This is a genomic window from Aequorivita sp. H23M31, from assembly GCF_004022485.1.
Lineage (GTDB): Bacteria > Bacteroidota > Bacteroidia > Flavobacteriales > Flavobacteriaceae > Aequorivita > Aequorivita ciconiae.
The window spans coordinates 2975733-2997522 of the sequence record NZ_CP034951.1; the positions used below are offsets into that span (position 1 = coordinate 2975733).

The window sequence follows — 21790 nt, forward strand, 5'->3', positions numbered from 1 at the left end:
ATTGTGAACAACTCCTTGCTTTTTTGCTTCCCGAGGGGCTTAAGTTTTCCTATTTTTACTTCCTTGATTCTAGACAAAAATAATCCTCTTTTTTATTGCTATTTGTTAGTATTCAAGTTATTTTGAACCATCCGTGATTTTTGGAAAATGAGCCCGAAACATCATAAACCTTTAAAGCTTCTTTACATGTATTTAATTTTCGACACAGAAACCACAGGTCTTCCCAAGGATTACAAAGCACCCGTTAGCGATACAGATAATTGGCCAAGGTGTATTCAAATAGCTTGGCAGCTCCATGATGACATGGGAAATGTGGTGGAACATCAGGACTATTTGATCAAGCCTCAAGGTTTCAATATTCCTTTCGATGCCGAAAAGATCCATGGAATTTCAACTGAACTCGCGCAGAAAAAGGGCCGGCCGTTCGCCGAAGTACTTTCCTTGTTTAATGAGTCGCTTAAAAAGACGAAATTCGTTGTGGGCCACAACTTGGATTTCGACCTAAAAATAATGGGTGCGGAAGTTTATAGGCTAGGGTTGGAAAATTCACTTGAAAAACTTCCTGTTCTAGACACCTGTACCGAAACCACTGCAACGCTCTGCCAAATTTCTGGCGGTAGGGGCGGAAAATTCAAATTGCCCACGCTTACAGAACTTCACGATTTTCTGTTTACAGAGTCTTTTAAGGAAGCGCATAATGCAACTGCGGATGTTGAAGCCACTACCCGTTGTTTTCTGGAACTTTTACGTCGCCAGATTTTTACGGTGGAAGAATTGGATGTTCAGCCGGATTATTTTGATCATTTTTCAGAAGCTAACCCGAAAACAATTGAACTCATTGGGCTCAAGCATATAAATTTAAAGAAGGCTTCCCAAAAGATTAGAGAAGAGTTATTGGCCGCCTCAAAGATTGAAGGAATTTCATCGGAGGAAATTGAGGAGAATCTTGCCACTCTGGAGGAAGTGCCATTCGTCCATCTTCACAACCATTCGCAATATTCCATATTACAATCTACTTCCAGCACTTTGGATCTTGTGAATGCTGCCGTTGCGGAAAATATGTCTGCCGTGGCTTTGACCGATACTGGAAATATGATGGGAGCTTTCCACTTTGTGCAAGCTGTTGAGGATTATAATAAATCTCTTGCTCCTGAAAATTTAGATAAGAAATTAAAAGGAATTGTGGGATGCGAGTTTTTTGTTTGTGAGGATCATTTAAACAAAAATCAAAAGGACAACGGCTATCAAATCGTGATGTTAGCGAAAAACAAGAATGGATACCATAATTTGGTAAAAATGGCCTCTATCGCTTATACTACAGGTTTCTATTACGTTCCCCGCATTGACAAAAATGTTGTGGAAAAATACAAAGAAGATATTATTGTATTGACAGGTGGCATTAATGGAGAAGTACCTGCCAAAATTTTGAATGTGGGAGAAAAGCAGGCAGAGGACGCTTTGCTATGGTGGAAGGAGAAGTTTGGCGATGATCTTTATGTTGAAATTTTACGCCACAATCAGGAGGATGAAAATCGCGTGAACGAGGTTTTGGTGGAAATGGCTAAACGTAATGGCGTAAAATTGGTAGCTTGCAACAATACTTATTATATAAAGAAGGAGGATGCCAACGCCCACGATATCCTGCTATGTGTTAAGGACGGGGAAAAGCAGGGCACTCCTATTGGTCGTGGTAGGGGTTATCGCTTTGGAATGCCCAACCAGGAATATTATTTCAAGAGCCAGGATGAAATGAAAGCCATATTTCAGGATCTTCCAGAGGCTATTTTAAATATTGAAGAGGTTATCTCAAAAATTGAACCTTTCGTTTTGCATCGAGATGTTCTGCTCCCCAATTTCACTATTCCCGAAAAATTTCTTCACGCAGAGGATGCCGATGGAGGTAAGCGTGGAGAGAATGCTTATCTGCGTTATTTAACCTATGAGGGAGCTAAAAAACGATACCCAGAATTGCTTGAAGTTTCCTTCGAGGATTTGACAAATTCTAAAATTGCCGTTGAAAGTTCCGATCGTGTCAACTCAATCAAACAACGTCTCGATTTTGAGTTGGAAGTAATTGCAAATACGGGTTATCCAGGTTACTTTTTGATCGTTCAGGACTTTATTGCCGAAGCCAGGCGAATGGGGGTTGCAGTAGGGCCGGGAAGAGGCTCCGCTGCCGGTAGTGCAGTGGCCTATTGTTTGGGAATCACCAATATCTGCCCCATTAAATACGATTTGCTGTTTGAGCGTTTCCTGAATCCGGATAGGGTAAGTATGCCCGATATAGATATTGACTTTGATGATGAGGGTAGAAGTAAGGTAATGGATTATGTAATTCATAAATACGGAAGTAACCAGGTTGCGCAGATTATAACCTACGGAACTATGGCAGCCAAATCCTCTATTCGGGATACCGCCCGAGTTCTCGATCTGCCACTAAATGAATCGGATAGAATTGCCAAGCTCATCCCCAATATGACAAAGCTGAATAAAATCTTCGGTTTAAGTGATTCGGAATTGAGAAGCCGTTTCCGTTCGGATGAATTGCCAAAAGTGATGGAGCTTTTAAATTTATCTGAAGGATCTGATCTGGAAGCGCAAACTATTAACCAGGCGAAAATTCTAGAAGGTTCCGTTAGAAATACAGGAATCCACGCCTGTGGGGTAATTATTACTCCCAGCGATATAACCGATTTTGTACCCGTTGCCCTCGCTAAGGATTCCGATTTGTACGTTACGCAATTCGATAACTCCGTAGTGGAAAGTGCAGGCCTGCTAAAAATGGATTTCCTCGGCCTTAAAACCTTGACTTTAATTAAAGACACTGTCCAACTCGTAAAACACAAACATAATATCGATCTGGAACCGGATTATTTTCCGTTGGACGATGTTAAGACTTACGAGCTTTTCCAACGCGGAGAAACCATTGGTATTTTCCAGTATGAATCTCCAGGGATGCAGAAGTATATGAAGGAACTAAAGCCTTCCGTTTTTGCAGATTTAATTGCGATGAACGCACTTTATCGTCCCGGACCGATGGAATATATCCCAAGTTTCGTAAGAAGAAAACATGGTGAGGAGGAGATTGAATATGATCTTCCCGCCATGGAAGAATACTTACAGGAAACCTATGGAATTACTGTTTATCAAGAACAAGTGATGTTGCTTTCGCAAAAATTGGCTGGCTTTACCAAAGGTGAAGCGGATGTTTTGCGGAAGGCAATGGGTAAGAAGCAAAAATCCGTTCTAGACAAGATGAAGCCTCGATTTATTGCCCAGGCTTCCGAAAAAGGTTACGATGCTGAAAAACTCGAAAAAATCTGGAAGGATTGGGAGGCCTTTGCTAGTTATGCCTTTAACAAATCCCACTCTACCTGTTATGCTTGGATTGCTTATCAAACCGCATATTTAAAAGCACATTATCCAGCCGAATATATGGCCGCTGTTTTGAGCAATAATATGAACGACATTAAGCAGGTCACATTTTTTATGGATGAATGCAGGCGAATGGGACTTACCGTTTTAGGTCCAGATGTCAACGAATCCTTCCATAAATTTACCGTTAACGACCAGGGCGCGATCCGCTTTGGTATGGGAGCCGTTAAAGGTGTTGGGAGCAGTGCGGTAGCCACGATTATAGAGCATAGAAAAGACGGAAAATATAAATCTATCTTCGATTTAGCCAAGCGTATCGATCTGCGAGCCGCCAATAAAAAGGCTTTTGAAAATCTTGCTTTGGCTGGAGGTTTCGACAGTTTTAATGCGCATCGAGCCCAATATCTTCACGATGATGGGGATGGCGTAATCTTTATTGAAAAAGTTTTGCGGTATGCTAATAAATTTCAGGAGACACAGAACTCCGCCCAAACCAGTCTTTTTGGGGATGCCAGCGAAGTGCAAATTCCGGAACCGGAAGTGCCGCCTTGCGAAGAATGGGGCACTATGAAAAAATTAAGACAGGAAAGAGAGGTTGTGGGAGTATATATTTCAGGACATCCATTGGATGACTTTAAGATCGAAATAAAGAGTTTTGCGAACTGTAAAGTATCCGATTTTAACCGTTTGGACTTATTACTAAATAGAGAAATGAGTTTTGGTGGCGTGGTAAGTGATGTGCAGCACCGGGAATCTAAAAATGGTAAGGGTTGGGCTATTTTTATAGTGGAGGATTATGAAGATAGCTTTGAGTTTAAAATCTTTGGAGAAGAATATTTAAAATGGCGACATTTCCTAGTGCCCAACTCCTTTATTTTTGGAAAGGTTTTCGTGAGGGAAGGGTGGACCAATCGCGATACCGGCAAAAAGGGAGAACCTAGAATGCAGTACAATAGCTTTCAACTGCTTCACGATGTTATGGAGAATTATTCTAAAAAATTGACGCTACAGATTCCTTTACGCGAAATAAAAGAAGGAAGAATCGAGCAATTAAAGGAATTATTTAACACTCATAAAGGCAATAAACCACTAACCTTCGTTGTCTATGAGGAGACGGAAAAGATAAAGCTTTCTATGCCCAGCCGGAAAAATAGCGTGAACATTTCTAAAGAATTATTGATAGAGCTGCATAACCAACAGGTTAAATATAAGCTCAATTAATGTTTTCTATATTTCCACCTGTTTCCTGAAAAAGTTTGAGAGATGAATTTGGAAAAGAAAAATAATATAAATAATAAAGAATAGAAATAATCAATAGTTCCATTTCCTAAACGTATGTTAGGACTGTGATTATTACTCTAAAAATTGATTACTTTTGGGAATTAATTAAAATCAAGATTATGGCATTAGAAATAACAGACGCGAACTTTGAAGAAACGGTTTTGAAAAGTGATAAACCGGTATTGGTTGATTTTTGGGCAGCTTGGTGCGGTCCATGTAGAATGGTAGGTCCAATCATTGAGGAAATCAGCAAAGAATATGAAGGTAAAGCCGTTGTAGGAAAGGTTGATGTAGATGCGAACCAAGAATTTGCAGCTAAATATGGTGTACGAAATATCCCTACGGTTTTAGTATTCCAAAATGGTGAGGTTGTGGGTCGCCAAGTAGGTGTTGCCCCGAAAAATGTATATGCAGAGGCTATCGATACCCTTTTGTAAAAACATATCCCAAAAATAAAACAATGAAAGGCTTGGCTTATTGCTGAGCCTTTTGTTATTTTTATGCAGTTTCCTAACAGGAATGTATAGTCTCCTTATAAACCAGATCAAGGTTTCTACACTTCTAGCGAAATTGAGATATTTTGTAACTTAACAGAAAGATTTTAAATGAGTAAACCAGAAAAAGCACAAGATAAAATTGACAGTAAATTATTGGAAGAACGTAAGGTATTCCTATGGGGAATGGTTGACGATAAAAGTGCCCGCCATATTGTAGAGCGTTTGTTGTATATGGACGCACAAAGCCACGAAGAAATTAAATTTTATATAAACAGTCCAGGAGGGTACGTTACAGCAGGATTTTCAATTTATGACACCATGCGAGAGATAAAAAGTCCTGTTTCTACTATTTGTACTGGATTAGCGGCCTCTATGGGCAGTATACTTCTCTCTGCCGGCGATAAAGGAAAACGCTTTATTCAGCCGCATGCTCGAGTTATGATCCACCAACCGAGTGGAGGTGCAAGAGGAGTTGCCAGCGATATTGAAATTACAGCACAGGAAATTCTGAAAACTAAGGAAATAAGTGCAAAGATCCTTGCAGACAACTGTGGGCAGTCTTTTGATAAAATAATGAAGGACTTTAATCGCGATCACTGGATGGGAGCCAAAGAATCAGTTGAATATGGAATAGTAGATAAAATTGTTAAATAGAGAATTTTAAGAACTTCCCGCCATTATTTGAATTGTTGGGGATTCTTAATTAAATTGCATACATAAAAGACCCATTTATCTCAAAAAAAAATAATTAACCAACCGAAGATGATTGATATGGGCATTCCTCTTCTTAAAAACGATACTAAGATGAAAAATTCAGCATTGATATTAGGGTTCGCTACATTCGTTTTATTCGGATGTAAAAGTGGTGAGAAGCACGAAATGGTCTTTGATGGCCCCATTGAAACTGTAAGTCCGAAAGCAGACCGCGCCAACAAAAAAGAAACCCTGGATTGGGCAGGAGTTTATGAGGCAACCTCACCTTGTGCAGACTGCGATGGTATCAAAACCACGGTCGAATTAAAAACAGACAAGACCTTCAATATGTCGCAAACCCGTATCGGAAAAACGGGAGACGATATCCGGTTTAAGGAAAGCGGTAATTTTACTTGGGAAGACAACGGGTCTGATGTGGTTTTGGAAGCTGGAAAATATAGAATTAAATTTGAGGTCGGACAAAATGATTTGACTCTTTTGGATATGTCTGGAAATGTCGCAAAGGGAGAATTGAGCAACTTTTATGTACTGAAGAAAAAATAAACAAGTTCATATGAAAAAAGTTCTGCTCTTGTTTACAGTTTCATTGGGTCTATTATTAGGCTGCAAAAATGAAGTAAATGAAAAGGAAAAAGTGACTCCGGAAGGAGTTGTATTAGACGTTGATACAACAGTTGCCAAACCGGATATGCATAATTCTGAAAACGCTCTCGATTGGGCAGGAATTTATGAGGGCACAACTCCCTGTGCGGACTGCGAGGGAATAAAAACAATCCTAGAATTAAAATCAGATAATACCTACACCCTTTCCATGACATATTTGGGAAAACCGAAGGTTGAAGAATTTAAACAGCACGGTGATTTTACATGGGACGCCACCGGATCACGTATTTCACTTAAAACCGATGGGGAACCGATGTTACTCAAGGTGGGTGAAAATAAAGTCTGGCTATTGGATGGATCCGGCAATGTAATTGACAATCAATTGGCAGATATGTTTATCCTCACAAAAACTAATTCATAAATACTGTTCAATCCGAGTTTTATTTTTCTACAGCAGGAATTTTAAAGAAAATCTCTTCATAGATTATTATTGTGCTTCTGGAATGCTCAGGACAAAACGAAATATCGAAACCCACCTTTGATTTTGTTTATATTGGGCCTATCGAAATGATTAAGGTGAAAATATGGATATAGAGAAAGAGATTAATGAGATTACAGGTTTTAAGAACCTCGAGCTGCTCGCAAAACAGGTAGTAGAGGGTTTTATATCTGGACTGCATAAAAGTCCTTTCCACGGTTTCTCAGCCGAATTCGCAGAGCATAAAATCTACAATAGCGGAGAAAGCACCAAGCATATAGACTGGAAGCTTTTTGCAAAAACCGATAAATTATATACAAAACGTTACGAGGAGGAAACCAATCTGCGTTGTCACTTAATTGTGGATAATAGCAGTTCGATGCACTATCCAAAATTGAAACGGTTTAATATAAACTCCCTAAATAAAATTGGTTTCTCGGTTCTTGCGTCTGCGGCCATTATGAATTTGATGAAGCGGCAGCGCGATGCGGTGGGACTGAGTATTTATAGTGAGGAATATGAATTTTATGCTTCTGAAAAAGGAAGCGAGAGGCATCATCAAATGCTTCTTCAAAAATTGAACGAAGCTTTGCTTTCCTCCAAAGAAAGATCTACAACGGAAACCTACACCTATCTCCATCTAATCGCTGAAAAACTGAAACGGCGTTCTTTGGTGTTTCTTTTTACTGATATGCTTCAAAGTGATGTGGAGGCAGAAAAGCTTTTCGAAGCGCTTCAGCATTTAAAATACAATAAGCACGAAGTGATTCTTTTTCACACCTACGACAAAAAACACGAAGTAAATTTTGACTTTTCCAACCGTCCCAAGCGTTTTGTAGATGTTGAAACCGGTGAACACATCAATCTATATGCTAAAAATATTAAACAACAGTATGAAGAAGCTGTCAAAGAATATTTTCGCGAACTCGAACTTCGCTGTGCCCAGTACAGAATAAAGTATGTGAAAACCGATATAAACGAGAGTTTCAATAAAATCTTGACCACCTATTTGGTAGAGCGCCAGAAGTTTGGGTAGGTAGTGGGTAGTCGGTAGTGGGTAGTCAGTTTTTTTAAGTGTTCAGTGTTCGGGAAAAAAGCAGCAGTATACAGTTGACCTGGGCAGTTTTCTGAAAATGTAAAAAGGTCAACCTTATTCAAGGCGTGCTCGACCGAATAACTCATAACTCATAAATTAAATATAATATCTTGAACCAACTCAACGAAGTAGAATTTTTTAAATTGGATTGATAATTAGACTGGTATGTAAATGAAATTCCGATTCAAGTTAAGAATACGATTAATTTAATTTTTTTCAATAAAATTGTTTGCGGGAATCAAATGGAGTAGTATATTTGCCACCGCTTAATACGGCAAGAGAGTAGTCTCAAAATGTATGGTAACAATTTTTCACTTTGCTCAACTGTTGTTGAGGTTTTCCGAAAGGTAAATTGAAAAACTTGGTCTGGTAGTTCAGTTGGTTAGAATACCTGCCTGTCACGCAGGGGGTCGCGAGTTCGAGTCTCGTCCAGACCGCATATTCCCACGAAGGTGGGAATCTCTTTCGTCCTAGAAAGAATAATGAAGTTGTGTTGTCCCGAATTAACTTCGGGATGTGGTTAAATCCCTTAAGGGATTGCCGATGAGAAGCTTTTCCTGAAGCCCGCACTGAGTGGTCATTGAGCCAGTCGAAATGCGGAGCCGAAGTGGAGAGGCTTTTTTTGTTTTAACACGACACTAATGAGTTTAGTACATATTTTACGTACCCACGGGGGTACCCAATAAAATTCTCGAGGTACCCACTTTTCATAAACTTCAAAAAATGAAAAGTAATGCATTATTTATGGAATCCGCGGAAGGGTTTGCTTGGAGCTATAACGATTAATAGAAGAATATAGTCAGTAAGTCTGGAAGAGTAGGTGGAAAACAAAAAATAATGTTAATTTTAACTCTAAAATTTCACCTACTCCCCAGATTTAAAACTGAAGTTTAAACGCATCAGGATGATTTATGTGTCATTTTGTAGGTTTTCAGCGTGTTGCAAATTTTTTTAAGCTAATATGACAAGCTGAATTCGAATAAAGAATGAACACACCTAGCCCAATAATTAATAAATAAGAAAATATAAATGTTCGAGCAAACATTCAAAAATATAGATGACCTCCTGTTTAAAGATGCAGGAGCAGATAGTGAACTAGATTATATAGGACAAACCTCGTGGATAATGTTTCTACGCTATCTGGATGACTTAGAAAAAGACAAGGCAGATGAAGCTGCGTTACAAGGAAAAGAATACAGCTTTATTCTAGATGAAGAGTTCCGATGGAACAATTGGGCAATGCCTAAAGATACCCATGGAGAGCTAGACCACCACGTAGCGTTAACAGGACCGGATTTAATTCAGTTTGTGGATAGTAAGCTATATCCATATATGGCTGGGTTTAGACAAAGAACAGATAACCCACAGACCATAGAATATAAAATAGGTGAAATCTTCTCAGAGCTTAAAAACAAAATCCAAAGTGGATATATTCTCCGTGAGATTCTAGGATATGTAGATGAATTACCCTTCCGTAGTTCTAAGGATAAACACGAGTTAAGCCATCTCTACGAAACCAAGATCAAGAATATGGGAAATGCTGGACGTAACGGCGGACAGTATTACACTCCAAGGCCACTTATTAGGGCAATGATTGACGTGATTAAACCTCAAATAGGTGAAAAGATTTACGACGGCGCAGCAGGTTCCTGTGGTTTCTTATGTGAAGCCTACGACTATATGTACGACCGGATGGAAAAAACTACTTCCAACCTTAAAACATTACAGGAAGATACTTTTTACGGAAAGGAGAAAAAGAACCTAGCCTATGTAATTGGGATAATGAATATGATACTCCACGGCATTGAAGCCCCAAATATCATCCACACCAATACATTAGGAGAAAATATACGCGACATACAGGAGAAAAACCGTTATCACGTAATATTGGCCAATCCACCATTTGGAGGAAAAGAACGGAAAGAAGTACAGCAGAACTTTGATATCAAGACAGGAGAAACCGCATTTCTTTTTTTACAACATTTCTTAAAAAGTTTAAAGACAGGTGGACGTGCAGCTATAGTAATTAAGAACACATTTTTAAGCAATACCGATAATGCTTCTATAGCCTTACGGAAATTATTGCTTGAAACCTGTAAACTTCACACCATATTGGATATGCCAGGCGGAACCTTCTTGGGTGCAGGCGTAAAGACAGTAGTGCTGTTTTTTGAAAAAGGCGAACCCACTAAAAACATTTGGTATTACCAATTAAATCCGGGAAGGAATATGGGTAAGACCAACCCGTTAAATGATAAAGATTTAGAACAATTCGTCACCCTGAGCTCGTCGAAGGGCGAAACAGAACAATCCTGGAATATTAAGATTGCCGATATTGACGAAACCACTTTTGATTTAGGCGTAAAAAACCCAAACACGCCAGAAGAAGCACCCTTGCGTAGTCCTGAAGATATTTTGGCTGAAATGGAAGCGTTGGATTTGGAAACGAGTTCTATATTGGAAGCGATTAAAGAGTTGATATGAGAGATGAAAACGAAATAGCAACCCAACCGGTCGCAAATTGTGAACGGTTCAAAAGCCTAGAACATTCAAGTAATTAACCATATGCCTTTTCAGAAATGGAAACCGATTCCATAATCGTTTTAAAATCTAAAAAAGAGTTGCTATGAGTGATAAAAATGAAATAGCTCCTGTTTTAATAGAAAATAGAATTTTCACTTGCCGTGGCGAACAGGTAATGTTAGATTATCATTTGGCAGAACTATATAATGTGGAAACCAAAAGGCTAAATGAACAGGTAAAAAGAAACGATAAGCGTTTTCCTTCTTCTTTTATGTTTCAACTTTCTACAACAGAATGGGAGAATTTGCAGTCGCAATTTGCGACTACAGATAAAACGATTGATTTGCAGTCGCAAATTGCGACCGCAAAAAGAAGAACACTGCCTTATGTTTTTACCGAACAAGGTGTTAGTATGTTATCGGCAGTATTAAGAAGCGATATAGCAATTGCGGTGAGCATACAAATAATAAACGCTTTTATACAAATGCGCAAAACAATAAGCAACCACCAACAATTGCTGCAATTATCTGAAGACTTTACACTCCATAAACTGGAAACCAACAGTAAATTTGAGCAAGTTTTTAAAGCCTTGGAAGCACCAACTTTAACGAGCAAACAAGGTGTGTTTTTTGACGGACAAGTCTTTGATGCATATAGCTTTGTAAATAAACTTATTAAAAAAGCAGAAACCTCTATCGTGTTAATTGATAATTATGTGGATGACAGTGTTATTACGCAATTAACCAAAAAGGAAAAAAGAAGTAAACGTTTACATTTTGAGTAAAACAATAAATAAAACCTTGCAACTGGATATAGACAAAGCCAATGCCCAATATTCCAGTTTTAAAGCAGTGGCCTTTGCCAAAGCCCACGATCGTTTTTTAATTTTGGACCAAAAAGAAGTATATCATATTGGCGCTTCTTTAAAGGACTTGGGCAAAAAATGGTTTGCGTTTTCAAAAATGGAAACCGATTCTGTAACGGTTTTAAAATCTATAAAAGAGTTGATATGAGTTGGAAATATGTGAAATTAGGAACTGTATGTAACACAGGTGCTGGTGGAACTCCTTTAAAAAGCAAAAAGGAATATTATGAAAATGGCACTATTCCTTGGTTAAGAAGTGGTGAAGTAAATAACCGAAACATTATTGATTCTGAAATAAAAATAACTGAAAAAGGGTTGAATAACTCATCTGCTAAATTATTTCCTACGGGAACTGTTTTAATCGCAATGTATGGTGCAACTGCTGGTCAGGTTGGCATTTTAAATTTTGAGTCATCTACCAATCAAGCGGTTTGTGGTGTTTTGCCAAGTGAAAATTTTGCAACTGAATTTTTATATTACTTTTTCTTAAGCTTTAAGGATGAATTAATTTCTCAAGCTGTTGGGAACGCTCAGCCAAATATATCACAAGCTAAGATTAGGAACACATTAATCCCTCTTATTCCTCTCCAAGAACAACAACAAATAGTAGCCATATTAGACGAAGCTTTTGAAGCCATAGACCAAGCCATCGCCAATATTGAAAAGAATATTGCCAATGCTCAGGAACTCTTTCAATCTAAATTGAACGAAATCTTTAGCCAACGTGGTGAGGGATGGGAAATATGTTTGCTGAATGAAATATGTGAAGTGAAGGATGGAACACACGATTCACCTAAATATGTGAGTGAAGACAATGGAATCCCTTTTGTAACACAAAAGAATATTCTTGAAGATGGATTATCTTTTGTAGACAATAAATTTATTAGCTTAGATGATCACGAAAATTTTTATAGAAGGTCAAATGTTACTGAAAATGATTTATTGTTTTCTATGATTGGGGCGAATAGGGGTATGGTTTGTATTGTGGATGATGGTAGGACTTTTAGTATTAAAAATGTTGGACTAATAAAATCAAGCGAGAATTACAGAAGTAAATACTTACTATATTTTTTAAAAAGTCCAATTGCAAGAAACTATGTTTCTGATAATTCTAGCGGGAGTGCACAGGGATTTATAGGTCTTGGAAAGTTGCGAGCATTCCCAATTCCGATGACAACGCTTGATAGACAAAAATCAATTGAAATAATAATAGATAGCTTGAATGATAACGTAACGCAAATTATTTACGCTTATCAAATGAAGATAAATTCACTAGAAGAACTCAAAAAATCCATTCTCCAAAAAGCCTTTGCGGGAAAGTTGACAAATAAAATGGTTGAAAGTTTACAATTAGCTGCGGAGCCGGAAGAACGTTACTAGAAGAGAATAAATTATGAAATTAAAGCTAATCCCTCCATATATTCCTAAAACCAAAGAAGAAGGGGATCCTTTTATGAACTGCAAATTGGATCGTAAAGAATACGCCGATGCTCTTACTACTATTGTAAATACATACTCTGATGGTTTTGTAATGGCGATTAATAACAAATGGGGATCGGGTAAAACCACTTTTGTAGAAATGTGGAAGCAACAGCTAAAAAATGAAGACTTCCAAACTCTCTATTTTAATGCTTGGGAAAATGATTTTCAGACTGAAGTAATGGTGGCCTTGCTAGCTGAATTAAAAGAACTTCAAGATAAGGGGAAGCGGAATTTTAATTCCTTGGTCAAAAGCGGTGCGATTTTATTAAACAAGACCACTCCTATAATTACAAAAGGTCTTGTGTCAAAAGTTGTGGGGGATAAGGTTGTTGGAGAATTGGTCGAAGTTATAACGGAACTTACAACCGGCGAATTAAAAAAACAGATAGAGTCGTTTACGGATGCCAAAAAAGGATTAATTGATTTTCGAAATAATTTAAAAAAGTATGTTGCACAGGTAAATAAGGGAAAACCTGTGATTTTTATTATTGATGAGTTAGATAGGTGCAGACCAAATTATGCGGTTTCAGTTTTAGAAAATGTAAAGCATTTATTTTCAGTGGAAGGAATCGTATTTGTTCTTTCAATTGATAAAGTGCAACTTGGTCACGCAATACGAGGAGTGTATGGTAGTGAGCAAATTGATAGTGAAGAATATTTAAGACGTTTCATAGATTTAGAATATAATCTGCCTACCCCAGATAGACGTTTATTCATTAAGTATCTATATAATTATTTTGAATTCAATTTATTCATTAACTCAAACGCTCGTCGAGCCCGAGTAGAATTTCATAGTGACATTGATGTTCTTCAAAACAATGCAATAATATTGTTCGCAGATGAAAATTTTACTTTAACACAAATAGAAAAAAACTTTGCTCGTATCAGACTTACCCTTAATACGTTTTCAGAAGATCAATATATACTTACCGATATTGTCGTTCTATTGTCATATATATATGATAGGTATCCAGAAATATATAATAAAATTGAAAATTCGGAATATACTCTACAAGAATTAGTAGATGTGATGGACCCTATTTTTGAATCATTTAAAGATCCAGAACATCGTGGTACAAGATTAATTTTATATGCCTCTTTTTTAAATAGATATCACAAGCAGCTGTTAAGATTAAAAAAAACCAAAGAAAATATTGTTGAATTGGATAAATCCAATAAATCATTAAAACTTGTAGTAAAATCCAGATTGGAAAATGAAAGAAATCATTTAGCTAGTTTGGCGTCATTTCCTCCGTCCCATTCTCAGACAAAAAATATTGATCTTGCTTTCATACAAAAAAGATATAGCTTAGTCGAAAACCTCCGCTAATAATGAACGAAGCCCAAACAAAACACGATTTAATAACCCCCGCTTTACAAGAAGCAGGTTGGGGTATTGTTGAAGGTTCTCGTTTGCGTTTAGAATTTCCTATAACCAAAGGCCGTTTGATAGGTCACGGAAAACGTGCGAAACCCATTTTTGCCGATTATGTTTTGGAATATAAAAACAGAAGGATTGGGGTTGTTGAAGCCAAAAAACGTGGTTTATATTACACAGATGGTTTAGGTCAGGCCAAAGATTATGCGGAACGCCTTAAAATCCGTTACGCCTACGCTACAAATGGGTTAAAAATCTACGGTGTAGATATGGACGAAGCCACAGAAGGTGACGTCTCGAAATTCCCTACACCAGATGAATTATGGGAAATGACCTTCCCTATTCCAAAAGAAGAATACAAAGTTGAAATAGCGGATTGGAAAGAACGTCTGTTTTCTATTCCATTTGAAGATAGAAGTGGTACTTGGCAACCTCGCTATTACCAGGAAAATGCCATTACAAAGTCATTAGAAGCCATTGCAGAAAAGAAAGACCGTATCTTATTAACGCTGGCAACGGGAACGGGAAAAACCGCTATTGCATTTCAAATAGCTTGGAAATTATTTCACGCCAAATGGAACCTAAGACGTGACGGCAGCAGAAGACCACGAATATTATTTTTAGCAGATAGAAACATATTGGCAGATCAAGCATTCAATTCCTTCAATGCTTTTGAAGAAGATGCATTGGTTCGGATTGCTCCTTCAGAAATAAGTAAGATGAAACGCGTTCCTAAAAATGGAAATATCTTCTTTACCATATTTCAGACCTTTATGAGTGGTGGTTCGACAAGCTCACCAACCGGATTGACAGGCTCATCAACCGATAATAAAATCAAATTTGATGAAATCCTAAAAATTGATGACGCATACGGGTATATGTATATTTTGCAATGTGCAGATAGTAGTTTCTATACTGGAAGCACCAAGAACCTTACTAAAAGATTGATTGAACATAAAAATGGTGACGGCGGTGATCATACAAAATTGCATTTGCCAGTTAAACTAGTGTATTATGAAATGTTTGACAGAATTGATGAGGCATTTGCGCGAGAAAAACAAATTCAAAATTGGAGCCGAGCAAAGAAAATGGCTCTAATTCAAAATGATATTCAATTATTGAAAAAATTATCAAGTGGAAAAGACTCAAAGGTTGCTGAGCCTGTCGAAGCATATTTTGGCGAATATCCACCCGATTTTTTTGACTTAATAATAATAGACGAATGTCACCGTGGCGGAAATAAGGATGAAAGTTCTTGGCGTGCTATTCTGGAATATTTCAGTCCAGCAGTTCAGTTGGGATTAACAGCTACACCAAAACGGGATATTAATGGAGATACCTATAAATATTTTGGAGAACCCATTTATATCTATTCCTTAAAAGAAGGGATAAACGATGGTTTCCTTACGCCATTTAAAGTCAAGGAAATCAGCACCACCTTAGATGAATATACCTATACCTCCGATGACGATATTGAATCTGGAGATATTGAGGACGGCAGAGTTTATACAGAATCAGATTTTAATAGAATCATTGAAATAAAAGAACGGGAAGCCTATCGTGTAAAGCTTTTTATGGATAGCATTAACCAAACCCAAAAAACTTTGGTATTCTGTGCTACCCAAATACACGCCGCCGCAGTTAGAGATTTAATAAATCAATATGCCATAAGCAAGAACCCAAACTATTGTCATAGAGTAACCGCTGATGATGGTAAAATTGGAGAAATGCATCTACGGGACTTTCAGAATAACGAAAAGAGTATTCCCACCATTCTTACTACTTCTCAAAAGCTAAGCACAGGAGTCGATGCCCCGAAATAAGAAATATTGTTTTAATGCGCCCAATAAATTCAATGATTGAGTTTAAGCAAATTGTAGGACGTGGCACGAGATTATTTGATAGTAAGGATTACTTCACTATATACGATTTTGTGAAAGCCCATAAACACTTCCAAGACCCGGAATGGGATGGTGAACCCTTAGACCCAGCAGAACCTTCAGGAGGTGGAAACGGAGGAAAATGTAAAGAGTGCGGAGAGAAACCCTGTATCTGTGTAAAAGAACCGGAACCACTTTGCTATAAATGCGAAAATGATCCCTGTGTCTGTGAAGAGCCTCCTAGAGCACTTATTAAAATAAGGCTATCAGAAAAGAAAGCCTTGGAAATAGACTCGATGATTAAAACCTCCTTTTGGAATTCCGATGGCAAACCTATCTCAGCAGAAGAATTTATAAAAAGTCTATTTGGTGATATCCCTGAACTATTTACAAGTGAGGACCAGTTACGAGAGATCTGGAGTCTCCCAAGTACCCGAAGAAAGCTACTTGAAGAACTCTCAGAAAAGGGCTACACACCTGCTCAATTAGAAGATTTGCGCAGATTGGTACAAGGAGAAGATAGTGACCTCTTCGACGTATTGGCTTTTATTGCATATAGTAAAAACCTGACGCCTAGAATAAGCAGAGCAGAGAGAGCAAAAATTTATCTAAACGATTACAGCCCCGAGCAACAGGAGTTCTTGAATTTTGTATTGAAACAATACGTGCAATCCGGCGTTGAGGAACTTGACGATAGTAAATTGAGTGATTTGCTAATACTAAAATATCACGCTATTGCCGATGCCAAGTCTAAACTTGGAAGTATTTCTGAAATAAGAAATGCCTTTATTGGGTTTCAGCAGCAGTTATATACAAGAGCTTCGGGATAGTGGATGATTATGTTTAATTATTTAAAGATTATTATGAGATATTTTATTTTCATTCTTCTTTTCTGGGGATTGACTAGTTGTAATGATGGAAAGATTAAGGAACTCAAAAATCAAATACAAACCTTGCATTCAGAAGTTGATGATTTACAAGCCGAGCTAGCTGGATGCAATAGTGATTTACAAGATGCGCAGGAAAAGATTTCCAATTTGGAAGAGCATTCAGATAACCTTGATAGAAAACTATCTATTTTAAAAGGTGCAATTGATTATTTACAATGGGAAGATGGCGAAATAAGTGTTTATGATGTTCAAGGAAAATTCAGGAACGTTAGGAATACTTTTCAAGCATTGCAAGCAGAATTCTAATCTTTCTTGATTAATATAGGTTAACGGAAGTTTCCGCATAATGATATTCTAAAATGGATTTTACGCAAGAACAAGAGAAAATCTTCGAATTCGTTCAAAGTGGTGTAGGGCACGGTATCATAGATGCTGTTGCGGGAGCTGGTAAAACAACAACCATTATGGAATGTGCTAAATATGTTCCAGATAAATCTGATGTGCTTTTCTGTGCTTTTAATAAAAGTATTGCTTCCGAAATTGCTGACAAGTTTAATCAGAAAGGAATGCAGGAGGTTACTACGATGACAATGCACGCTTTGGGATATCAAATTCTAAAGAGTAAAAATTCTAGTGGTCGGTTAATTGAAAAAAGGGACGATAAATATCGTAATCTTTTAAATTCGGCGGAGATACAAGATCAAATAAGGCCGTATTTAAAGAAGATTATAAAATTTTACGGATATGAATTTGATGAATATGGCGACAGACAATCATACCAAATTGAAAATCTTAGTAGAACTTTTTCTGAAAGACTTCTTGATATTAATCAAAAGTATAGACTAACATTATGTAAAGATAGCTTCGCGGAATTTAAAAATATGATTCTTCATTATGGTATTTTTAATGAGGTGCAATCAAAAAGCAAATATTTTGATGAAGAGTTGGAGTGCTACTTGGAGAGCCACCGGATTCTTCTGGAGGCAGGGAATTCATTGTCAAGACGTTTAATGATAATTGACTTTTCTGATATGTTGTACCTTCCTTATGTATGGAAGTTATACCCCAATAAGAAATACGGTTTCGTATTTGTTGATGAGTGCCAAGACTTATCATTTTCGCAACTTGGGATCGCACTGAAATATGGAAAACGCGGAGGAAGAATTTTATCCGTGGGAGATCCTAGACAATCGATTTATGGCTTTACGGGTGCCGATATCAATTCTTTCGGAAATATTAAAAAATATACGAATGCTTCCAATCTCCCTCTCACTTTGTGTTTTCGTTGCCCTCCTAATGTGATTGAAATTGCTAAAACAATACGAGAAGATATTGTCGGAAAAAAGGAGGTTGACGGTATTGTTCAGGGAATTAGACTGGATGAGGTCGTTGATATGGCTCTACCAAATGATTTAATTATTTGCAGAACAAAAGCTCCACTATTATTGCTAGTATTTGATTTTATAGAAAAGGAAAGAAGAGTTAAGATTCATCCTGATATTGCGAAAGATTTAATCGATCAACTTCGGCGACTATTTAAAAAGGAGGAGCTCTTTAAACTCATTGAGATTCAGTTCGGAGGATTTGAAAAGCTAAAAGATGCAGTTTCCTCTAGAAGAGAATGGGTTTTAAAAAAGGAAGCCGAGCGAATTTTCGATGCGGATGAGCGAAGATTTTATATAGAAACAGAGCTAAGTTTACTTGAGAGTAAGTTGAATTTCTTACAAAAGAGATATGAAATTTGGCAAGAAGAATGTGAAACTCTCGAAGACATTTTCAAAAAGATTAACGAATACGTTACCGAGAAAAATAATCCTATCGTTATATCAACCATCCATAGCGCAAAGGGATTAGAAGAAAAGCGTGTCTTTATCATTAATTATACGGATTTGCCATTAACTAGACCGGAACAAAAAGACTGGGAAGTGGTTCAGGAAATTAATTTAAAATATGTGGCGGTTACGAGAGCTAAAGAAGAACTTTATTTAGTAAAATCCCCTAAGCTTAATGAAATTATTGATGAGGGTAGTTTATTTGATGACCTTTTTGAAAATGGAACTTAGAATTTATCTAGACAGATTAGATCATTTTATCTTAGATAATTTGTTTATAAACTAGATTGGTATGGAAGAATCTGGCCTCAACCAAGAAATGATTGAATTGCAAAAGCAATTTAATAAAGCATTGAGTAAAATTCGGTCTATAGCAAATATTAAGGATTGCTTTCATCCGAATAAAAGTGAATGCATATTGCCCATTAAGAGTGCTCATAGTCTTCAAAGACAGGGTTCCCTGAGAATTCTTGAGAAGGATGATCGCGGCAATAAATATTTGTATATTCACACCGAACGCGAGCATAACGTTCAATATGATTTTTTGGATTTAAAAAAAACTGGGCGAAAATCCGCTACCACTTTTGATGGATTCTGCTCCTTTCACGATACAGAATTATTTAAGGCAATTGAAAATGAGCCTGAAATAACAGACATCGATAATGATGAACATTTATTTTTACATTCCTACAGGTCATTCGCAATTTCATTTCATAGAAAATTTGAGCAATGGAAACTTTATAATTCTGAGGATCCAGAAATTCTGGAGCTTCTTCAAAAAATTTATTCAGTGCGCGCAATTGAAGAATTGAAGATAGGTGTAGCAGCAGCGCTAAATGATTTTAAGAAACCTAAAATTCAAATTGACGAGTGGCTTATTAATAAGAAGTTTTCAGATCTGGAATATTTTGCACTAGAATATTCATACACAGTATCTGTGGGATGTTCTGCATATATAACACCGCATCATTTACCTTCTGGAAAAAAAATTCAGATGAATCCATTTAGCGAATTACAAACGAGTATTTTAACAACTGTATTACCCTTTTCAGATAGAACAATTGTAATATTAGGAGCTTTTCCAGATGATAAATTAGGATGTCAGTTTTTAGATGAATTAGAATCTATGAAATATGAAATTCAGCAGCAAAAATTTTTGAGCTTTTTCTTATTCGATGGTGCTGAAAATGTTGTTGTTTCTCCAAAATTTATCGAAAAAATGACCATAAAAAGGAGAATGGAATATTGTGAATTATTAAATTTTGTAGCTGATAATAGAACACCTTTTCTAAAATTTGACACGCAAAAGTTTCCGATAAATTATTTTGACAGATATAATGCCATATAATATTTCCTATCTTTAAAAATGTGTAATTGATGCATATTCGGAACCCTAAAATATTTCAAACACTGTAAACATTTAATTATTAACCAAGTAAAGTGGAGAGTTCGAGTCTCGTCCAGACCGCATATTCCCACGAAGGTGGGAATCTCTTTCGTCCTAGAAAGAATAATGAAGTTGTGTTGTCCCGAATTAACTTCGGGATGTGGTTAAATCCCTTAAGGGATTGCCGATGAGAAGCTTTTCCTGAAGCCCGCACTGAGTGGTCATTGAGCCAGTCGAAATGCGGAGCCGAAGTGGAGAGGCTTTTTTTGTTCCTTTTCTGGAGCGATTTCAAATGTTTCCATTCCTGTCAAATTTCTTAAGTTCCGAGAAAAGCAATAAGTCTAAAAATTGTATCTTCAAATTTCGGAATGAAAAATACTTATCACATTTCCTAAACCAATTCAGAAGGAGAATGGAATTAAGTTTTCATCCTAATTTCTCAATAGACCATTTTCATCTAATAAATTATTGATGCGCATATTCCTATGAAAGAAGAGGAGAAAGAACAAGAGGATTTTCAAAAAGATCTGGAAAAGAAATCCAATGAGATCAAAGGAGGCTCAAAATATGGTGATATTTTAAGCCGCGTTATTCACGAGGGAGAGGAACTATTTAAAATCCATAATCGGGCCATGTTCCTTAGCGGTGTCATTGCCGGACTTGAAATTGGTTTCAGTTATCTATTGGTGTGTGCCGTTTATTTTTCGTTAGGTGGGAAACTTGATGAGCAAATAGTATTAAAACTATTTAGCCTAGTCTATCCTGTGGGTTTTATTCTTGTAATCTTAGGAAAGTCCGCTTTATTTACGGAACAGACCTCGGTTTTGGCGCTGCCCGTTCTAAACGGACAGCGAAGCATTGGGGAACTTCTGAGAGTTTGGGGACTGGTGATTTTCGGTAATGTTTTGGGCGGAATGTTTTTCGTCTATTTTATATCCAAACTAGGTCCGCATATGCATCTGTTTGATGAGGATACTATGGTGAAAGTGGCAGTACACGTTTTGGATTATCAATGGTGGGTTCTTCTTTTAAGCGCAATTACAGCGGGTTGGCTTATGGGCTTATTAACGTGGCTATTAAATAGCACAATCAACTCCCTTACCCGACTGTTGCTTATTTATCTTATTACGGGAGTTATCGGATTTGGCGGGTTTCATCACAGCATTGTAGGTAATTTGGAAGTATTTGGAGGCTTAATAAATTCCGATCAAATTACTTTTCTCGATTATCTTTGGTTTCTCTTTCTGGCCCTGGCAGGTAATGGAATTGGAGGAGCTATAGTTGTCGGACTTTTTAAGTACCGCATTTTCGAATCACATTTCACGGATGAAAAGAAAAAACAAGAAGAAAAATTATTACCGTAATTGCTTTTAGGCATACATAATAACCTTTTTGTACTTTTTTATATCTGTAAAAATGGGAATTTAAAAGGTCATGAAAGTATACTGACCAAAGATTTTTCCCTCTTAAATCATTATCTTCGCTAGCTCTTCTTATTTAAAAATTTTA

Annotated in this window: 16 protein-coding genes, 1 tRNA gene and 1 pseudogene; all 18 read left to right on the forward strand. The window is 37.1% G+C overall.

Annotation, left to right across the window (positions count from 1 at the left end; genetic code table 11):
- Positions 1–186 precede the first annotated feature (186 nt).
- Positions 187–4596 carry a DNA polymerase III subunit alpha gene (gene dnaE, locus EI546_RS13085; protein ID WP_128250961.1) on the forward strand — a complete coding sequence of 1470 codons (4410 nt, stop codon included), beginning with the start codon at positions 187–189 and terminating at the stop codon, positions 4594–4596.
- A gap of 179 nt (positions 4597–4775) precedes the next feature.
- On the forward strand, positions 4776–5093 hold the full coding sequence (gene trxA, locus EI546_RS13090) for a thioredoxin (protein WP_128250962.1): 318 nt from the start codon (positions 4776–4778) through the stop codon (positions 5091–5093).
- Positions 5094–5261: 168 nt separating this feature from the next.
- Complete coding sequence (locus EI546_RS13095) at positions 5262–5807, forward strand: ClpP family protease (RefSeq protein ID WP_128250963.1); 546 nt, start codon at positions 5262–5264, stop codon at positions 5805–5807.
- Between the two features lie 150 nt (positions 5808–5957).
- Positions 5958–6410: a copper resistance protein NlpE gene (locus tag EI546_RS13100; protein WP_164905236.1), complete on the forward strand. Its 453-nt coding sequence runs from the start codon at positions 5958–5960 to the stop codon at positions 6408–6410.
- Between the two features lie 10 nt (positions 6411–6420).
- Positions 6421–6891 (forward strand): copper resistance protein NlpE, encoded by a 471-nt coding sequence (locus EI546_RS13105; protein ID WP_128250965.1) that lies wholly within the window; start codon positions 6421–6423, stop codon positions 6889–6891.
- 163 nt (positions 6892–7054) lie between these two features.
- Positions 7055–7984 carry a DUF58 domain-containing protein gene (locus EI546_RS13110; protein ID WP_128250966.1) on the forward strand — a complete coding sequence of 310 codons (930 nt, stop codon included), beginning with the start codon at positions 7055–7057 and terminating at the stop codon, positions 7982–7984.
- Positions 7985–8407: 423 nt separating this feature from the next.
- A tRNA-Asp gene (locus EI546_RS13115) sits at positions 8408–8481 on the forward strand.
- Between the two features lie 592 nt (positions 8482–9073).
- Positions 9074–10528: a class I SAM-dependent DNA methyltransferase gene (locus tag EI546_RS13120; RefSeq protein ID WP_128250967.1), complete on the forward strand. Its 1455-nt coding sequence runs from the start codon at positions 9074–9076 to the stop codon at positions 10526–10528.
- Positions 10529–10670: 142 nt separating this feature from the next.
- The gene (locus EI546_RS13125) at positions 10671–11351 is read left to right on the forward strand and encodes an ORF6N domain-containing protein (RefSeq protein ID WP_205649738.1); all 681 of its coding nucleotides are present in this window, start codon (positions 10671–10673) and stop codon (positions 11349–11351) included.
- A complete protein-coding gene (locus tag EI546_RS16350) occupies positions 11344–11580 on the forward strand; it encodes a hypothetical protein (RefSeq protein WP_205649739.1) in 237 nt (78 codons plus the stop codon). The genes EI546_RS13125 and EI546_RS16350 overlap by 8 nt, the downstream gene beginning before the upstream one ends.
- Complete coding sequence (locus EI546_RS13130; protein WP_164905237.1) at positions 11577–12812, forward strand: restriction endonuclease subunit S; 1236 nt, start codon at positions 11577–11579, stop codon at positions 12810–12812. Before EI546_RS16350 ends, EI546_RS13130 begins: the two co-directional genes overlap by 4 nt.
- A gap of 13 nt (positions 12813–12825) precedes the next feature.
- The gene (locus EI546_RS13135; protein WP_128250969.1) at positions 12826–14244 is read left to right on the forward strand and encodes a KAP family P-loop NTPase fold protein; all 1419 of its coding nucleotides are present in this window, start codon (positions 12826–12828) and stop codon (positions 14242–14244) included.
- A 2-nt stretch (positions 14245–14246) separates the two neighbouring features.
- A pseudogene (locus EI546_RS16665) lies at positions 14247–15677 on the forward strand (DEAD/DEAH box helicase family protein); the annotation flags it as partial.
- A gap of 452 nt (positions 15678–16129) precedes the next feature.
- Positions 16130–17002, forward strand: coding sequence for a type I restriction-modification enzyme R subunit C-terminal domain-containing protein (locus EI546_RS13145; protein ID WP_128250970.1), 873 nt, complete (start codon positions 16130–16132; stop codon positions 17000–17002).
- 33 nt (positions 17003–17035) lie between these two features.
- Entirely contained in the window at positions 17036–17368 is a 333-nt protein-coding gene (locus EI546_RS13150; RefSeq protein ID WP_128250971.1) for a coiled-coil domain-containing protein, read from the forward strand.
- Between the two features lie 53 nt (positions 17369–17421).
- Positions 17422–19125: a UvrD-helicase domain-containing protein gene (locus tag EI546_RS13155; protein WP_128250972.1), complete on the forward strand. Its 1704-nt coding sequence runs from the start codon at positions 17422–17424 to the stop codon at positions 19123–19125.
- A gap of 61 nt (positions 19126–19186) precedes the next feature.
- Positions 19187–20242: a hypothetical protein gene (locus tag EI546_RS13160; RefSeq protein ID WP_128250973.1), complete on the forward strand. Its 1056-nt coding sequence runs from the start codon at positions 19187–19189 to the stop codon at positions 20240–20242.
- A gap of 524 nt (positions 20243–20766) precedes the next feature.
- Positions 20767–21645, forward strand: coding sequence for a formate/nitrite transporter family protein (locus tag EI546_RS13165; RefSeq protein ID WP_128250974.1), 879 nt, complete (start codon positions 20767–20769; stop codon positions 21643–21645).
- Positions 21646–21790: the final 145 nt, after the last annotated feature.